Here is an 18,666-nt window from a genome sequence, read left to right as displayed (position 1 = left end):
AATGAAGAAACTATTATTAGCACTAAGCCTATTGGTGTCGCTTGTAAGTATGGCACAACCTGCCGCTAAAGACACTACTTGGAAAAAGCAATACAGAGCTTTTGCCACCAAAGTAAACGATCTAGTACACACCAAACTTGAAGCAAAGTTTGACTATGCCAAACAATACATGTATGGTAAAGTGTGGTTAACATTGAAACCTCATTTTTATGCAACAGATAGCTTACAATTAGATGCAAAAGGCCTTACCATCAACAAATTAGAAATTGTAAAAGCTGGCAAAAACACGGCACTACAATTTACCAACAACAAAGAATACCTAAATATCAAGCTAGATAAAACCTACAAAGGTGGCGAGGCTTACACCATTTACATAGACTATATTTCTAAACCAAACGAGCTTGAAGTAAAAGGTAGTGCCGCTATTAGTGATGCTAAAGGTTTGTACTTCATTAACCCAACAGGCGAAGAAAAAAACAAGCCAACACAAATTTGGACGCAAGGTGAAACCGAAGCTAACTCTGCTTGGGTGCCTACAATTGATAAGCCAAACCAAAAAACAACGACTGAGTTTTGCTTAACGGTACCTGCTAAATATGTGTCACTTAGTAACGGAAGATTGGTTTCTCAAATAAAAAATACTGACGGTACAAGAACCGATTGCTGGAAAATGGAACTACCACATGCACCATACTTAATGTTCATGGGCATTGGCGATTTTGCCATTGTAAAAGATAGTTACAAAGGCAAAGAAGTAAGCTACTACGTAGAAAAAGAGTACGAAAAAGTAGCTAGAAAAATATTTGGTCTAACACCAGAAATGATAAAATTCTTTAGCGAAAAAGTAACAGGTGTTGATTTTCCTTGGAACAAATACGCACAAATAGTAGGGCGTGATTACGTAAGTGGTGCGATGGAAAATACCACCTCTACCCTACATGGTGAAGGTGTACAACAAAATGCCCGTGAATTACTAGATGGCAACAGCTGGGAAGGAACGATTGCACACGAACTATTTCACCAATGGTTTGGTGATTATGTAACCGCTGAAAGCTGGAGCAACATTACTGTAAACGAATCTTTTGCTGACTACAGCGAGTATTTATGGCAAGAATACAAATACGGTAAAGATGCCGCACTTGAAGACAATAACTCTCAAATGTTGCGCTACCTTGGCAATCCTGCTGATGCTAAAAAAGATCTTGTACGTTACTACTATTCAGATAAAGAAGATGTGTTCGACAATGTAAGCTACCCTAAAGGCGGTCGTATTTTAAATATGTTGCGCCACTACATTGGCGATAGCGCTTTCTTTAAATCGCTAAACCTTTACCTAAACACTTACAAATTTGGCAATGGTAATCCAGATAAATTACGCTTGGCAATGGAACAAGTAAGTGGTAAAGATTTGCATTGGTACTTTAACCAATGGTATTTTGGTAGCGGTCATCCTAAGGTAGAAATTAGCTACGCTTACGATGCTGCGGCGCAAAAAGCTTCTGTGTTTATTAAGCAAACACAAGCAGGCGATAAAATTTTCAGACTACCAATTGACATAGATATTTACCACGGTGCTACTAAAACAAGAAGCACCGTTTGGATGGAAAACAAAGCCGACACGTTTACTTTCAGTGCAGCTACTAAGCCCGATTTAATAAATGTAGATGGCGATAAATACTTGCTTTGGGAAAAAAAAGAGAACAAAACATTAGCTGAATACATTCACCAATACAAATACGCAGGCAACTTTGTAGATAGACGTGAAGCCATTGATTTTGCTACTAAAAACAAAAAAGAACCTGCTGCTTTAGCCTTACTAAAAGATGGTTTAAAAGACCCTTATTTCAAGCTACGTAACCGCAGCTTGCTACAAGTAGGCGGTAAAGATGTAGACGCTGCAACCCTTGCTACCATTGAAAAAATGGCTACTAGCGATGTAAACAGAGTGGTACGCAGCTATGCGATAGATGCATTGGCAAAAACTGAGAAAAAAGAGTACCTACCATTGTACTTAAAAGCTGTAATGGATAGTTCTTACTCAGTAGCAGGCGCAGCTTTAGATGCTATTGTAGCGCTAGACGAAGAGAAAGCCATTAGCTTATTGCCTGCCCTACTTAAAGACAACAAAGGCCGTTTAAAATCTTCTGTAGATGCGGTGGTTGTGTTAACCAAAGGCGACAAAGATTTTGACGAAATGCTTAATAGCTATAAACAAGCAAAAGGTTTGCAAGAGCAATTCAATGCCTCATTTAGCTTTATCGATTACCTAGCCAAAGTAACCAACACCGATAACTTTAAAAAAGGTATAGATGAAATAATTGCCTTTAGAGAAAAAGTAACGCCATACGGTGCTGCACCACAAATTAACAATGCCGTACAAGAAATGGCTAAAAAGAAAGAAGCCTACAAAGCCAAAGCACAAGATGCCGCAGCCATCGATATTCAATTGGCTTACATAAAAGAAAAGTTGAAATAAACCAACCTATAAGGTTTAGACACAGATACAAAAGTTGCCAACCCTTGCAGGTTGGCAACTTTTTTTTGTTTTGGTCACCAGCTTTGGTACTACTATTTAGTATCGTTTCCATGCGGCTCATTTTTCATTCACTGTGAATATTTTCTTTTTAATAATTAAAAATATTTTTTTAGCTTCTTTGAAATAACAACTCAAAACAAAAGCCTGTACTTGCTTATAGAAGCCACTTACCCTAGTTCATATACGTAAGCTAGTTAATAAAAACTCACCTAAATTAGTAGACTATTAATTGCCACCTACTATCTTCGCCCCGCAATCAAAAATTAATACATGAAACACTGGCTTACATTTATTGGCATATTACTCGTAACAACTTCATTTGCGCAGCAAACTACAACAACTAATGCAACAGTTACTTACCCTAAACCTTATGGCTATTTTAGTGTGGTGCATCCATTGGTTACGGTAGATAAAGATGCAACTGTTTACAATTTTTCTAATGGTGCTTATACCGTAGGTTTTCCTTTTGGCGTTAACATTTTAACAAGCAATACATCAGGTTTTAGTTTTGAGATAGTACCATTTATTAAATCAGTTGACGGTACTAGCAAAACGAGTAACGTATTATTTCACCCCGGCTATATGTTTCGTAAAAAACATGGTTTTACTATTTTAACAAGGGCAGCTTTTGAAACAAGTGGTAGGTATGGTGCAACTTTGGTTTTTAATAAAATAATAGCAAAAACTAAAACCAATAATATTTTTATTGCCACACCTATACCCTTTCGTTTTGGTAATGATAAGCCTGCATCGGTAGCACTGAATGTGCAAGTAGGTATTACATTTTAAGCTATTTATAAAAGAAGATTTGCCACAAGTTGTTTAATCTACTAATTTTGTGGATTAAAAACATTTTGCGTTTTGAAAGAATCAAATCATCTCTTCCCTATATTCTTAAAACTAGAAAATCTGCGCCTTGTAATGGTTGGTGGCGGGCTTATTGGTTTAGAAAAATTAGAAGCCGTTTTGGCCAATGCACCTAAGACCAATATAAAACTGATAGCTACTGCCATAAGCGATGATATAAAAAACATTGCCAGCAATTACCCAAATATTCAACTGGTAGAGAAGCCTTACCACAGCGACGATTTAAACGATGCAGATGTGGTAATAGCGGCTGTAAATGATAAAGAACTTGCCACTATTATAGCTGCTGATGCCAAGCAAAAAGGCATTTTAATAAACGCTGCTGACAAGCCAGAACTATGCGATTTTTATTTAGGTAGCATTGTAAAAAAAGGCAACCTAAAAATTGCTATTTCCACTAACGGTAAATCGCCAACAGTAGCCAAGCGTGTAAAGGAAGTTTTTAACGAAGTAATACCTGACGAAATGGACGAATTGCTGAACAATATGGCAGCCATTCGTAACAAACTAAAAGGTGATTTTGCCAATAAAGTAACGCAGCTAAATGAGGTGACGAAAACCTTAGTAGCCACACAAGAAGCATCAGAAACTTTAGCGGCTAAAATTGTTATTCAGCCTACTGACCAGCCTGAACATAAGCAGTGGCAGCAAATAGTAAAATGGTGCTTGCTAGCCTTCTTTTTTATGATTGTTGGCCACACGTTTTTCAGCTTTGTACCTTTTAACGATATACTTGCTGGCGCAAAAAAACTACCTGAATATATTGACACTAAATCGTTTTTACTAATGATGCTGTGCGGCTTTATAGCGCAAATGGCAGATGGTAGTTTAGGTATGGGTTATGGTACTATTTCTACCACATTTTTACTCGCAATTGGTGTAAATCCTGCTATTGTAAGTAGCCGTGTTCACTCAGCAAGAGTGTTTAGTAGCGGTGTTTCTGGCTATAGCCACCATCGCTTTGGCAACATTAATAAAAAGCTGTTTCAAGCACTGGTTATTCCAGGTATTATTGGTGCAGTAACTGGTGCTGCATTGGCGGTATTTGCAAAAGAATATGCCATCTACGTTAAAATCCCACTATCCATTTATACTATTTACTTAGGCTATTACATTATCCAAAAAGCTTACAAAAAGAAGGATGCACAAGATAAAGTAACGAGTGCTGGTTGGCTAGCAAGTGCAGGTGGGTTTTTGGATGCTTTTGCTGGCGGCGGCTGGGGCGCTTTAGTAACAAGTACGTTAGTATCTAAACGAAAAAATACTCGTTACGTGATTGGTTCTGTATGCTTGGCAGAATTTTTTGTGGTATTTGCAAGTGCTACTACCTTCTTTATTTTACTAAAACACATCCCTATTTTAGATGTGGCAGGTTTAATTATTGGGGGCGTAATTGCAGCACCAATAGCAGCAAGATTGGTAGGCAAACTACCTGTAAAAACCATGCTGATTGCAGTTGGTGTTTTGGTAATTGCCACAAGCTCTAACACCTTGGTTCGTGCCATTATTAATGTGTTACATCTAACCAAGTAAATAAATATTTAAGCAATAAAAAAGCAGCCGTTTGGCTGCTTTTTTATTGCGCTATACAACCGTTTCAAATTCAATTACTGCATACCATCAATTGCAATGGCTACTTTACCCTTAGCATCTATGGTTGTAATAATGGCATTACTAGTTAATACTATTTTTTGTGGTGTTAACGAACTTAAAGTACCCGTAACTTTTACACCTTTTACAGGTTCGTAACCACTTAAGTAAGTTTTTACATTCTTCTCACCTAGCGCTAATTGATCAGCTATTGAATATTTACAGTTCTCTTTTATTTTGGTAGCAATCGTACCATGTGCTAGCCAATCACCAAGCTTCAAGAGTTTATTTTTTGAATCCAATACAAAGTCAAGTTCATCTAAATACATTTCTTTTTTGGTAGCGTCATACTTGGGTATACCAGACAAATAGAAATTGCCATTTACAGAACCCGTCATACCTAATTGAATAATCATTTTACCATCTTTACCCCAAATATCTATCTTCTCTACGGTAATAGAACGGCTACCACTTTCAAACTTTTTACCATTAAAATTGGCTTGCATTAAAGCAGAAGCATTGGCATAGGTAACAATACCAGCAATGGTTACACCAAAATCTGCGGGTAATTTTTCAGCACCTTGTAGTAATAATTTTGTTTTATCAAACTTAACGGAAGGCTGTGCATTAATAGACGTTTCTACATAGGCTTTTAACCCCATGGTAATACTTACTTTTTTATTTGCCACCACTGCTTGATTGGTGTACAATTCTAAAGGCTGCAAACCGAGCCACACATGATAATCCTTATTTACCTCGGTTGGTTTGCTCATCACTTCAAGGGCATTTAACACGTAAGGTTTTATATCCATTGAGCGCTCAATACCATTGTCTATGTTTTTCGCAATTTGCTTTTTAAACAAGTTCACAGCGGGGTTTACTAAGTAAGTCATTGGCACATTTTTACCAGCAATAATTACCGAAGGACTTTCAGCCCAATCGAAACCAGTAATTTCTGTAGTGGTGGTAAAATGCCAGTTTTTAAAGGTTACCACAGAAGTTAACTTTATGGTACCATTCAAGTTTAGCTCTTTGGTATCGTATAGTTTTACACCAAATTGCTCAAAACCATAGCGCACTTTAGCCCATATTTTTAGTGGCAAAACCATATCTATTTTACCAAAACGTTCGTTTAGTACAATAGGTCCTTGCTTCCATACTTTTACCATCATGTTATCGTCTTCAAGCAAGTTATCTTCGTACACAAGCCCATTAAAATACTTGTTTATTTGCCCTTGTAAGTCTATCATGGTAATTTCTACAGGCAGGTTAAAATAGCTCACTTGCTTCTCATACACAATATCGGTGGCGTAACTTGGTGAAGGTTTTAAAGCTTCTATTTTTTGTGTGGAGGAACAGCCGAATAATACAAAAGCTATGGTAGTTGCAAGGGCTATTTTACCCAAAAATTGTGTCATAAAGAAAGTTTGATGGTTGGCTTGTAGTATCAGTTAATGGCACAAAACTATTACGTAACAAGTGTAAACTTGCAATACCACTTTAAATGTTTGTAACCTGTTTATTTCGTTGTAAAACACTTCTCACTTTTTCTACCAATAGCACAATCCCTATACCAAGTGTATAAGCCAATATATCTCCCCACTGAAACGTAGTACCAATAACCGTTCTTGCAATAGCATTGTGCTGTAAACCCAACCAATTGACTATTTGCAAATATTGCAACCACTCTATTATATAAGCAAATACCAACACTGCAATAGCCGTGGGCAATACAGGTGTATCAATAAATGTTTTGGCAAAACAATACAGTAAAATAACCACTAACAAATCACCCACATAAGGCCTTACAATGGTATCATGTACATACAATGCTATTAGTACTTCTACTATAAAAAGGCTAAAAGCTAGTAAACCGTAATACTTGTTAAAGGTTAGTTTTAAGGGCATTTTCTTTTTTATAAATGTGCAGGATAGCGTTGGTTTAGCAACAACAGATATTTTTTATAAACCTCTAAATTCTTTTTCTTTTCATCCCAAAAAGCATCAAACAAATCTTTTTCTGGTCTTAATAGCTGTTCCATATCGTACTTTGAGTCTATTACAATACACTTACCCTTTTCATTAAAATAACCAATCACTTCTTTTCCTGTACCTACTTTTTTACTAGCTAAACTTGCCACCGCCAAACCTGTTGAAATTGCAGCACCAACTAAGTAAGGCGACAAATAAATACCAGGACGCACTTTCGGTTCAAAAATAACAAAAGGATATCGCCCCATATTTTCAAGTTCTATCAAACCTGTACTTTTCAATTTCACATATACCCTACCGCTATCGCACAAGCCCCAAATATCTTTTACACGCTTACTTCCATCTACAAAAGCATAACTAGGTTCACCATAAGATGTATCCTTATTTTCATAATCAATACTGGTATCAATTACTATTTTAAACGCTTTGGTTATACTTGGCTTATTATCTAAAAACTCTTGATAGGTTTTGTAAATACCCGTTTGCCTTTGTGGTGTTTGCTGCGCAAAAAGACAGTTACAATTTATAAGTAAAATAAGAATGGTTATTGATAGAAGTTTTAGATATTGAGGCATAGTTTATTTGTTTGACCGATTCTACTAAATAATATTGCTATCGAAGTGGTCTGTAAATAGTTTCATTTCTATTTCTATACTTAACTAAATGTTTCTTTTAACCAATTTACAAATAACAAACTAGTCTCTTCATCTGCATTTAAATATTTTTTAGTAATGGCTTGCCCCATTGGTGTACCAGGATTCTCTTGCCATGCGAGCCAAGTATGTATTAGTGCTTTGGATTTATGAACGGCTGCATATTGTTGTAATTTCTTTGCCTCAATGTCAGCTAATGTTGTTCTTGCAATATTTAAAAGCTTATCTTCTTTAGGCACTAAAAAAGCGATAAAATCTTCTAACATACCGTTCAATACATTGTTTGGCATTATCCAAACACCCACTCTAACGTCATTGTGATTTAAAACTAGCCCGCCATTTGGTATAGTTTCAGGCACTATGAATCCAAACTTTGTTAGTCTATTAGATATTGAATCCCATCTTGGTTGTGATTTGTCATCCGCATCTACAATAATGCCTATAGTGGTGTTGGTATCTTTTAATTTTAATCTTGTGTCAAGTTGGTTAAATACCTTTTCGATACTTCCACAATCGATTATATCAAAATCATGTTTCACATTATGCTTTACGCACAAAGCCTTAACCACATGAAGATCATCATTGCCTTCAACCAATAGTTTTTGTGTAAATTCCTCTGGTTGCTTCATTACTATCTAATTTCAATTACATTTTCAGTGGCTAATTCTAACTCCTTTGCATCAAATTCTTCTCGACTTACCATACCATTCTTTAAGGCAAGGCGTATCAATTTACCAGATTGCTCATTAGTATCACTATTCAATGCACTTTCAAAACCTTTTATACAATCTTCACTGTGCGTGGTAGCAAATACTTGTACATTCAATTTTTTAGAAAGAAAAAAGACTATTTCCCAAAGTTGTTTTTGTACCGAGTGATGCAACCCATTTTCAAATTCATCTATCAATAAATACCCACTATCTGCATTTACTAAAGCGAGGATAATGGTGAGGATGCGGTTAATACCATCACCCATACTTTGTAACGGTACTACATCTTGACTGTTAATGAGTTTAATTTTTGCAACCCGATTGCCTGGATTATCTTCAATAAATGCAATTCGGTCAACATCTTTCTCAATTATTTTAAGTGCCTCTATTACATATTGCTCTTTATCAGTGAGGGCAATGGCATCCCACAGTCTTCCATTAATTTCACGGCTAGCATGAGAAGTACTAACAAATTGTACAGTTTGCCATTGAGTTAATCGATAGTTATTAAGTCTTTTTAGCTGATGGATATAACCAATTTTACCAACACGCATTTCTAGTCCAATATTGTTGTCAACTATTAAATCTGGTGAATCATTTTTAATAGCAACCCTTTTTCGATGAGAATCACCAAATGAATCATACTCGTCCTCGTAATTATATTTTACAAAATTCATCACCACAAAATCATTATTCACTCTTTCATCTGTAGATAAGGTATCATCGATTTGGCCAATAAACAAACTACTCTCACTTGAATACGCTAACCGTCTATCAGTAAATAAAGATGATAAAGACTTAACATTAAGATCAGTCAAATCCTCTTTAGAGCTAGCAAGATTTGATATGTAGTTCTCACCTCTTCCATCAAGTATGTAATAAATCATATTCAAATCCCCCTTGCTCGCATAAATCATTATTGCTTCAAGTATTGACGATTTACCCGTATTATTTTTCCCAATAATTAAATTAACAGCACCTAGAGATTCTATCCTTAAATGTTTTAGGTTTCTAAAATTTTTTATCTCTAACGAATCAAGCATAATACCATGTATTTATTGGGTGGAAAGTTAATCATTTAGCCTATGATTTATTATTTGCAACCAAAATTACTATACATAAAAAAATATTTTTCTAAAAAACGCTACCATATACATATTTTCATTACTTTTACGATACCCCTTAATTTTTATGGTTTAAGTATACCAACAAGCAGTTTGCTATGGCAATTGTCTGTTGATAATCTTGGCTGTATTCTTAGGGGATTTTTGTTAATAACGCTTAGTAGCAATGAACAAAGTAAGTATGCAATATTGTAATCACTTTTCAGCTGTGCAATGCTTGTATGTTGGGCTGCAAAGCAAGCCACCAACGTTTATGACAAGTTGAAACAAATTTGTAAAGGCGTGTCATAAACGTATGAAAGCTTGCTGCAAGTTTTAAGTGCCTGTCATAAACATATGACAAGCATTTACAAAAAATAAATAGCATTCATAAACTTATGACACCATTTTTCAAGTTTAATATGCCTTTCATAACCTTATGACACGGTTTTGCAAATTCGTTGGGGTTTTCATAAATAAAAATTCAAGTACAACCAAAATAAAAATCATTTAATCATGAAAATAAATGCCATTTCATTAGCCAATCTTCAAAACACAGAAGCCTCGCAATTTAATACCGATATTTTAGGAATTATTCAGTTGAACAATCCCACTACCTTAGGCGTAGGAAGGCTTTACGATGCTTTTAAAAATGAGCAAACCGAAATATTAAGCCTGTTTAAGGCCGATAAAAGCAGTGCCTTAACAGATGAATTATTTGCGCTTGACCTTGACCGTGACGATGCTTTTTTAGGCATTATGCTACAAATAGAAAGCTATACACACCACAAACTACCTGCTACAAGGGCTTTGGGTGTGTTGCTATTTGAGCATTTAAAAAAATTTGGTACAGGTATAGACCGCTATAATTACCAAAAAGAAACTGCTACTATCACCAATATTTTAAAAGAATGGAACGATAAACCCGAACTAAAAGCTGCACTCACCGATTTAAAGTTGACAGAATGGGTAAATCATTTAGAGGCAACTAATATTGCATTTAATACGAAGTTTCTGCAACGTGCACAAGCTACTGGCGAAAGCACATTTACCAATACCCTAAAAAGCAAACGTATAGATGCAGCGCAAGCCTGGTACAAACTACGTGATGCCATAATGAGTAAGTACACGGTAGCAGAAAACGATGAAACAGATACAAGCATTTACGTTACCACTATTAATAGTATAAACGCAGTAATAGATAAATACAATGTGTTGCTAGCCGCAAGGCGCAGGAAGAAGTCTACACCCCCTATAGTAGCCCCCACAAGTTAGTGGTGAAAGCTGACTAACTTGGAGCACTGGCCGCAAGGCTGGTGCTTTTTTATTGTGGGTAAATGATGGACAATTTATAGCATTACTGAGACTACAATACACTTTAATAGTATGCGATTGCAATTGCAAACAAACTAACTAGACCGATATAGTTGGCTTTGCTTTTTTGCGTTATGTAATACAGATACAAAAAACAAGCTTAGTATTAAATTCACAAAAATATAATTCAGAAAAAAGGAAAGGTTGCAAAATAGCATTTGTAAAAAACATACTATTGCATTTTAACCATAAAAACTTATAAATGAAAAAACTAGTATTAGCACTATTACTGCTAACTAATTTGAGTGTTTTTGCACAAGAAGGTGCAAAACAAGTTTTCGAATCGCCAAAAATGAAAGAAGCGATCGCTAAACACAAAATTGTAGCCATTTTACCATTTACAACAGGTATCTCGTACAAGCGCCCACCTAAAAACTTTGATCCCGCAGCAAATAAGGAAGAAGAAAAAAAACTATCTCGTGATTTACAAAATGAAATGTTTACATTTCTATTGAGAAAAAAAGATAAATTTACTGTAGACTTTCAAGATCCAGATAAAAGCAACACTTTGCTAAGAAAGGCTGGCATATTTGATAAACTTGATGAGATAGGTGTAGATTCTATAGCCAAACTATTAGGTGTTGATGCAGTTATAAAATCTAGTTATTCTTACGAAAAAACTTCATCAGAAGGTGCAGCAATTGCAAAAACAATTTTGTTTGGTGGTTTAGGCTCTAAAACAGGTAGTGGACAGCTAGTAATGCAAATTAAAAATGGTGTTGATGGCGAGTTACTTTGGAGATTTTCTAAAGATATGAATGATGGTGTATTTTCATCAGCAAGCGAACTAATGGACAGAATGATGCGTAAAGTGTCAAGAAATTTTCCTTACGAGAAATAATTTCAAATCATACATTTTCAAAAAGCTATTGCATTCAATTGTGATAGCTTTTTTTATTACAGCAATATTTTTTCCAAAAACTATCTGCCTAATGTGTCTATGTGGTAAAAGCAAACCCTTTATCTTGCAGTAATGATAGAACTGAAAAATATTGAGAAGTCGTTTGGAGACAGAATGATATTGAACGACATCAATGCAGTGATGGAAGCAGGTAAATGTAACCTCATCATTGGCGCAAGTGGTAGCGGCAAAACGGTTTTAACCAAATGCATGGTAGATTTATTTCAGCCAGATAAAGGCGAAATTATTTACGACGGTAAAAATATTACCACCATGGAAACAGCCGAGCGTAAGCTTTTGCGCCAGCAAATAGGTATGCTGTTTCAAGGTTCTGCACTATTTGACAGCATGACAGTAGCGCAGAATGTGATGTTTCCGCTAGATATGTTTAGTAAAATGACACTAGCACAAAGGCGCAAACGTGTAGATGAAGTGCTGGAAAAAGTAAACCTAACAGGCGCTAACAAAAAATTTCCATCAGAAATAAGCGGCGGCATGAAAAAACGTGTAGGTATTGCACGTGCCATAGTACTAAACCCAAAATATTTGTTTTGCGATGAGCCTAATTCTGGCTTAGACCCTCAAACATCTTTACTGATAGATAAATTGATTCAAGAGATTACCCTTGAGTACAAAATAACCACCATTGTAGTAACGCATGACATGAACAGTGTGATGGAAATTGGTGACCATATTGTATACATGCACCAAGGGCAAAAACAATGGGAAGGAAGTAATAAAGAAATTATTTTCAGCAAAAATGAGCTGCTCAATAAATTCATTTTCGCATCAGAGTTTTTACAAGATGCCAAGCAAATGCGTATGATGGAGGCAGAAGGCAAGCAATTTTAGTAGTTGAAATTATCACTACATAGACACAAAGCCACATAGAAATTTATTTTAGGATTTATCTACTGTGCCTATGTGGTAAAAAAATCACGAATGACAATCACCCACATTCACATTTACAAGTATTCCATACCAATGGTGCCTTTTACTATTGCCACAGGTACTATGGATTATGCACAAAACATTTTTATTCGTGTGTATACTGATGCAGGTATTGTAGGTGTAGGTGAATGTTCGGCTTTTCCTATGATTGTAGGCGAAACGCAAGCTACTTGCTACGAAATGGCAAAAGATTTTGCTGCTATCTGGAAAGGCAAAAACCCACTAGACATAGAAGCAAGAATGGCAGAACTGCATAGCTACACAGCAGGTAATTATACCGCTAAAAGTGCCTTCGATTTAGCCTTGTACGATATTACTGCAAAGCACGCCAATCAACCATTGTATCAATATTTAGGCGGTAGCAAAAAAGATATAGAAAGCGACCTAACCATAGGCATTGGCACACCAGAATATATGGCGCAACAAGCTATAGAATTTGTAGCAAAAAAAGGCGTGAACATTATTAAGGTAAAACTTGGTAAACAGCCAAAAGATGATATTGAGCGCATCAAACAAATAAGAGCCGCAATTGGTAACAACATTATCTTACGAATTGATGCCAACCAAGGTTGGACTTTTGAGGAAGCTGTAGAAGCATTAACAGGCTTAGGCAAATACGATATTCAGTTTTGTGAACAGCCCATGCGCAAGCACAACGACCATTTACTACCACAGCTTTGTGCCATTTCACCCATAGCTATTATGGCCGATGAAAGTGTATTTACCCACCACGATGCTGAACGCATTATTACCAATAAAGCGGCCAAATACATCAACATCAAATTCTCTAAAAGTGGCGGCATTTTGGAAGCGATAAAAATTAATGCTGTCGCTGCTCAAAACAAGATACCATGCATGATGGGCGGCATGCTTGAAAGCCGTGTTGCATTAACGGCCAAAGTACATTTTGCCATGGCAAATGATAATATCCATTTTTACGATTTAGATACTTGCTTATTAGGCCATAAAATAGACCCTGTAATTGGTGGCGTTACTTACAATAATATGCATTTGCAACTCAGCGATGCCATTGGTATTGGTGCAGATGTTGATGATGCTTACTTAAAAGATTTGGTGCAAGTGGTGGTATAATTCAATGTCTTTAATTTATTATCGCCAGATGTCAAATCATGTAAATCGTAAACACCATTATTCATCAGCGGTTATCTTCGCACAATGGAAGCAAAAAAAGCGAGTGAGAGTTTTACAATAATGAATGAAATGGTATTACCTAATGACACCAACACATTTGGTAATTTAATGGGCGGTAGATTAATGTACTGGATGGATATTGCCGCAGGTATTGCCGCAGCAAAACATTGCAATAGCCCTTGCATGACCGCTTCTGTAGATAATTTAAGCTTTAAAAACTCTATTAAACTTGGCAATATTGTACACATAGAAGCCATTGTATCTCGTGCTTTTACAACATCTATGGAAATACATTTAAAAGTTTGGGGCGAAGATTTACTGCGCAAAACAAAATACGAAAGCAATGAGGCTTATCTCACATTTGTGGCACTAGATGAAAATAACAGACCTAAACCTGTACCGGCTTTTATACCCGAAACCGATGAGCAAAAGCGAGTTTACGATGGTGCTTTACGTAGAAGACAATTGCGTTTAATCTTAGCAGGTAAAATGAAGGCTGATGAAGCGACTGAATTGAAAGCACTGTTTTCTTAAATAGGTCGTAGGCTATAATTGATAGGTCATGGTTTATCATCTTTGTATTTTACCATGACCTATTACCTATGCTATGCACCATCACCTACAACCTATACACCACACCTACACCATTTTGCGAAGCGCCAATATCTACTTTTTGCAACCAACCATTTAAGTGCTTACCATTAGCATGATGCAGACAATATTGTATCACATCAAAAGCCAAGAGAAAGCCACCTTGCAGTAATATACTTTTACCAAAACCTTCAGTATCGGTATTGCCAATACGTTGCCCTCGCTCTTGTAAATATAAGCCTGCAAATACATATCCTACATCTAAACCAGAATTTACTAGTAATATCTTTTCGAGCTTTTGTTGCTCGCTCACATTTTGCATTAAAGACAATTTTTTTTTAGTCGCTTTTTTCACACTGTACAAACCAACACCTGCTATTGCTAGGTTTACAACGTTCCAATAGGTGTTCATTTTAAAGAAGGCTTTGTCGCTGCCAGTAGCATTAGCTGACGAAATACTACTTTGAACGATATTTACACCAGCCCAACCTGCCAAAATGGTCATATTGGTTTTATTCAATTGACTGCGTCTTTTAGCAATTGAATCTAAACTTACCAATTGCGTCGTATTTGGTAGCGTGTCAATTTTTACTAAAGCAGAATCGGTAGTACTTGATTGTGAAAAAGCTTTACTAGTAAGCATTAGAAAAGATAGGCAACAAAAAAAAGTAATTCTCATGTGTAATTTTTTAATGACTAAAAATTGAACCCATATTGCCATTTGTCCATACAAATGTGTCAATATCGCTCATCTGAAATCAAATTCTTTATATTTAACGCCTCAAAATAAGTGTGTCAATTTGACTAAAAAATATTACAGCACTTTATTTGATAAATATTAACACCATTCATACAATTATACAAGATATATGTTGAAATTTATTAGCAAGTTATTAGGAGGTAATAAGAGCGAGAAAGACGTTGCGCAGATTAAACCTATCGTTGAAAAAATAAACCAATATTTTCAACAGTATCAAAGCTTAACAAACGATGAATTGCGTGGTAAAACGCAAGAATTTAAAAGTCGCATCAAAGAACATTTAAAAGAAATTGATGCAGACATTGCTAAAAAGCAAGAAGAGGCTGAAGCATTACCTGCTAGTGATATTCATGTAAAAGATAGCATTTACCAAGAAGTAGACAAACTTAAAAAAGAGCGTGACAAGCAATTAGAAGATGCTTTAAAAGCTATTCAGGCAGAAGCTTTTGCAGTTATTAAAGAAGCTGCAAGACGTTTTAAAGAGAACGAAACTATCGTTTCAACTGCTACTGAACTTGATAGAGAATTAGGCGTAAAAAAAGACTACGTAACTATTGAAGGCGATAAAAGTATTTTTAAAAATACGTGGACAGCCGGTGGTGGTAAGGTAACTTGGAACATGGTGCATTACGATGTGCAATTAATTGGTGGTAGCGTGTTGCACAGTGGCAAAATTGCCGAAATGGCCACTGGTGAAGGTAAAACCTTAGTGAGTACCTTACCTGCTTACTTAAACGCATTAAGTGGTGAAGGTGTACATATTGTTACTGTGAACGATTACCTTGCAAAACGTGATAGTGAGTGGAACGGCACCATTTTCGAGTGGTTAGGTTTAACGGTAGATTGTATTGATAAACACCAACCAAATACGCCAGAACGTAGAAAAGCCTATTTAGCAGATATTACTTACGGTACAAATAACGAATTTGGCTTCGATTATTTGCGTGATAACATGGTTCATAATCCAGATGAAATGGTACAGCGCAAGCACCATTTTGCAATGGTAGATGAGGTGGATAGCGTATTAATTGATGATGCTAGAACGCCTTTAATTATTAGCGGACCTATTGGTAAGCAAGATAATTTGGAGCAATTTTTTGAATTAAAACCAAGAATTGAAAAATTGGTTGATGCTCAAAAACGTGCAACTAACAGTTTTTTAAACGAAGCCAAAAAGAAAATTGCTGAAGGCAATGACGACCCTAAAGATGGCGGCTTAGCATTGTTTAGAGCACATCGTGGTTTACCTAAAAACAGTGCGTTGATTAAGTTTTTAAGTGAGCCTGGTATGCGAGTAAAATTGCAAAAAGCAGAGAACTACTACCTCGCAGATCAGCAGAGAGAAATGCCTAAAGCTGATGCTGAATTATACTTTTACATTGACGAAAAAAACAACTCAGTTGAGTTGACAGACAAAGGTATTCAGTTGATTACTAAAGCTGGTGAAGACCCTAATTTCTTTATCATTCCAGATATCAGCATAAGCCTTGCAACTGTAGATAAAAGCGCAGAAACTGCTGAAGATAAATTGCGTCAAAAAGAAAGTATCATTAACGATTATTCTGTAAAGGCAGATCGTATTCATACTGTACAACAATTACTAAAAGCTTACACATTATTCGATAAAGATGTTGAGTATGTGGTATTAGATGGTGCTGTAAAAATTGTAGACGAACAAACTGGTCGTATTTTGGATGGCCGTCGTTATTCAGATGGTTTACACCAAGCTATTGAGGCTAAAGAAAATGTACAAATTGAAGCGACTACACAAACCTATGCAACCGTAACGCTTCAAAACTATTTCCGTATGTACCACAAGCTTTGTGGTATGACTGGTACTGCAGAAACAGAAGCTGGTGAGTTTTGGGATATTTACAAACTAGATGTGGTAACAATTCCTACCAATATTACTGCTGTAAGAATTGACCAAGAAGATTTAGTGTACAAAACCAAACGTGAAAAGTTTGGTGCTGTAATTGAAGAAATTACCAAAATAAGAGAAGCTGGCAGACCAGTGCTTGTAGGTACAACTTCTGTTGAAGTGAGTGAATTGCTAAGCAGAATGTTACGCCAAAAGCAAATACCACATAATGTATTGAACGCTAAGCAACATGCTCGTGAAGCACAAGTAGTTGCTGAAGCAGGTTTAGCAGGTGCGGTTACAATTGCAACCAACATGGCAGGTCGTGGTACCGATATCAAGCTAGGGCCTGGTGTAAAAGAAGCTGGTGGTTTGGCTATTATTGGTACAGAACGTCACGAAAGCCGTCGTGTAGATAGACAGTTACGTGGTCGTGCTGGTCGCCAAGGTGACCCAGGTTCTACACAGTTTTTTGTAACACTTGAGGATGATTTGATGCGTATGTTTGGTAGCGAACGTATTGCTAAAGTGATGGATTTTGCTGGCTATAAAGAAGGCGAAGTGATTCAGCATAGCATGATTACCAAGAGTATTGAACGTGCCCAAAAGAAAGTAGAAGAAAACAACTTTGGCATTAGAAAACGCTTACTTGAGTACGATGATGTGATGAATAAGCAACGTACGGTTATTTATACAAAACGTAACCACGCCTTATTTGGTGAACGTTTAGCGCTTGACTTAGACAATGCATTTTACTCAGTTGCTGAAGGCTTGGTAAATTCGTTTAAAGAACAAAGCGATTACGAAGGTTTTAGACTAGCAACTATTGTAAACTTTGGCATTGATACAACTATCACTGCTGAAGAATTGAATAAAGCTGCTGCACAGCAATTGTCTGAAAAACTATACGATGAAGCCATAGCACATTACCAACGTAGAAAAGCTGAAATGGCTGAACAAGCGTTACCTGTTTTCCAAAATATTCGTAAAGACCAAGGCACACATATTGAAAACGTCATTGTACCATTTACTGATGGCAAACGTGGCTTACAAGTTTTAGCTAGTATGGATAAAACCCTTACTACTTCTGGTTTAGAGCTATTGAACAGCCTTGAAAAAACGGTGACATTAAACTTGATTGATGACGAATGGAAAGAGCATTTAAGAGCGATGGACGATTTAAAACAAAGCGTTCAAACAGCTACTTACGAGCAAAAGGATCCATTGGTAATTTATAAAGTTGAAGCCTTCACTTTGTTTAAAAACATGGATGAAGAAATCAATAAAAACATTGTGTCTTTCTTATGTCATGCAACCATACCTCTTGAAAATGAAAGCCAAGTAAAGGAAGGTCGCCAGCAAAAAACTGACTTAAGTAAAATGCAATCTCGCAAGCAAGATTTTGATGGTTCTGGTACTGAACCTGCACCATCAGAAAATGATTATTACGACCCTACACCTGTAAAGCAACAGCCAATAGTTGTAGGACCAAAAATTGGTCGTAACGATCCTTGCCCTTGTGGTAGTGGCAAAAAATACAAAGCTTGCCACGGTAAAGACGCTGAATAAGCTATCAACTAGATTAACATAATGAGCAACCCGTAAATGGGTTGCTTTTCTTTTAA

At 36.3% G+C, this 18,666-nt stretch carries 15 protein-coding genes; 9 read left to right on the top strand and 6 right to left on the bottom strand.

Going from position 1 to position 18,666, the window contains the following annotated elements; genetic code table 11:
- Position 1 precedes the first annotated feature (1 nt).
- The 3 genes from ACT9TX_RS14235 to ACT9TX_RS14225 all read left to right on the top strand — a co-directional run bounded on the left by ACT9TX_RS14235 (position 2) and on the right by ACT9TX_RS14225 (position 4,936).
- The gene (locus ACT9TX_RS14235) at positions 2-2,476 is read left to right on the top strand and encodes a M1 family aminopeptidase (RefSeq protein ID WP_481339214.1); all 2,475 of its coding nucleotides are present in this window, start codon (positions 2-4) and stop codon (positions 2,474-2,476) included.
- Between the two features lie 330 nt (positions 2,477-2,806).
- Entirely contained in the window at positions 2,807-3,325 is a 519-nt protein-coding gene (locus ACT9TX_RS14230) for a hypothetical protein (protein ID WP_481339212.1), read from the top strand.
- A gap of 72 nt (positions 3,326-3,397) precedes the next feature.
- Entirely contained in the window at positions 3,398-4,936 is a 1,539-nt protein-coding gene (locus tag ACT9TX_RS14225; protein WP_481339210.1) for a TSUP family transporter, read from the top strand.
- A gap of 74 nt (positions 4,937-5,010) precedes the next feature.
- On the opposite strand, the gene ACT9TX_RS14220 is transcribed toward ACT9TX_RS14225, so the two are convergent.
- The 5 genes from ACT9TX_RS14220 to ACT9TX_RS14200 all read right to left on the bottom strand — a co-directional run bounded on the left by ACT9TX_RS14220 (position 5,011) and on the right by ACT9TX_RS14200 (position 9,391).
- Positions 5,011-6,411 carry a DUF4403 family protein gene (locus tag ACT9TX_RS14220; RefSeq protein ID WP_481339208.1) on the bottom strand — a complete coding sequence of 467 codons (1,401 nt, stop codon included), beginning with the start codon at positions 6,409-6,411 and terminating at the stop codon, positions 5,011-5,013.
- 82 nt (positions 6,412-6,493) lie between these two features.
- Positions 6,494-6,901, bottom strand: a complete 408-nt coding sequence (locus ACT9TX_RS14215) for a ribosomal maturation YjgA family protein (RefSeq protein WP_481339206.1) — start codon at positions 6,899-6,901, stop codon at positions 6,494-6,496.
- 8 nt (positions 6,902-6,909) lie between these two features.
- Positions 6,910-7,560 (bottom strand): hypothetical protein, encoded by a 651-nt coding sequence (locus tag ACT9TX_RS14210; RefSeq protein WP_481339204.1) that lies wholly within the window; start codon positions 7,558-7,560, stop codon positions 6,910-6,912.
- 80 nt (positions 7,561-7,640) lie between these two features.
- Positions 7,641-8,267, bottom strand: a complete 627-nt coding sequence (locus ACT9TX_RS14205) for a DUF3226 domain-containing protein (protein ID WP_481339202.1) — start codon at positions 8,265-8,267, stop codon at positions 7,641-7,643.
- A 2-nt stretch (positions 8,268-8,269) separates the two neighbouring features.
- On the bottom strand, positions 8,270-9,391 hold the full coding sequence (locus tag ACT9TX_RS14200) for an AAA family ATPase (RefSeq protein WP_481339200.1): 1,122 nt from the start codon (positions 9,389-9,391) through the stop codon (positions 8,270-8,272).
- 576 nt (positions 9,392-9,967) lie between these two features.
- On the opposite strand from ACT9TX_RS14200, the gene ACT9TX_RS14195 reads away from it, so the two are divergent.
- The 5 genes from ACT9TX_RS14195 (at position 9,968) to ACT9TX_RS14175 (ending at position 14,363) form a co-directional block, all read left to right on the top strand.
- On the top strand, positions 9,968-10,726 hold the full coding sequence (locus ACT9TX_RS14195) for a DUF6261 family protein (protein WP_481339199.1): 759 nt from the start codon (positions 9,968-9,970) through the stop codon (positions 10,724-10,726).
- A 301-nt stretch (positions 10,727-11,027) separates the two neighbouring features.
- Entirely contained in the window at positions 11,028-11,666 is a 639-nt protein-coding gene (locus ACT9TX_RS14190) for a hypothetical protein (RefSeq protein WP_481339198.1), read from the top strand.
- A gap of 132 nt (positions 11,667-11,798) precedes the next feature.
- Positions 11,799-12,578, top strand: coding sequence for an ABC transporter ATP-binding protein (locus tag ACT9TX_RS14185; RefSeq protein WP_481339197.1), 780 nt, complete (start codon positions 11,799-11,801; stop codon positions 12,576-12,578).
- A 90-nt stretch (positions 12,579-12,668) separates the two neighbouring features.
- Positions 12,669-13,769, top strand: coding sequence for a mandelate racemase/muconate lactonizing enzyme family protein (locus ACT9TX_RS14180; protein WP_481339195.1), 1,101 nt, complete (start codon positions 12,669-12,671; stop codon positions 13,767-13,769).
- Between the two features lie 84 nt (positions 13,770-13,853).
- Positions 13,854-14,363 carry an acyl-CoA thioesterase gene (locus ACT9TX_RS14175; protein ID WP_481339194.1) on the top strand — a complete coding sequence of 170 codons (510 nt, stop codon included), beginning with the start codon at positions 13,854-13,856 and terminating at the stop codon, positions 14,361-14,363.
- Between the two features lie 85 nt (positions 14,364-14,448).
- On the opposite strand, the gene ACT9TX_RS14170 is transcribed toward ACT9TX_RS14175, so the two are convergent.
- On the bottom strand, positions 14,449-15,099 hold the full coding sequence (locus ACT9TX_RS14170; protein WP_481339192.1) for a DUF6992 family protein: 651 nt from the start codon (positions 15,097-15,099) through the stop codon (positions 14,449-14,451).
- 190 nt (positions 15,100-15,289) lie between these two features.
- On the opposite strand from ACT9TX_RS14170, the gene secA reads away from it, so the two are divergent.
- Positions 15,290-18,610 (top strand): preprotein translocase subunit SecA, encoded by a 3,321-nt coding sequence (gene secA, locus ACT9TX_RS14165; RefSeq protein WP_481339191.1) that lies wholly within the window; start codon positions 15,290-15,292, stop codon positions 18,608-18,610.
- The last annotated feature ends 56 nt before the right edge of the window (positions 18,611-18,666 follow it).

It is taken from the genome of Parasediminibacterium sp. HNIBRBA5674, from assembly GCF_056745525.1.
The sequence above is the reverse complement of the archived record's forward strand: the minus strand, read 5'-3'. Positions and strand labels throughout refer to the sequence as shown.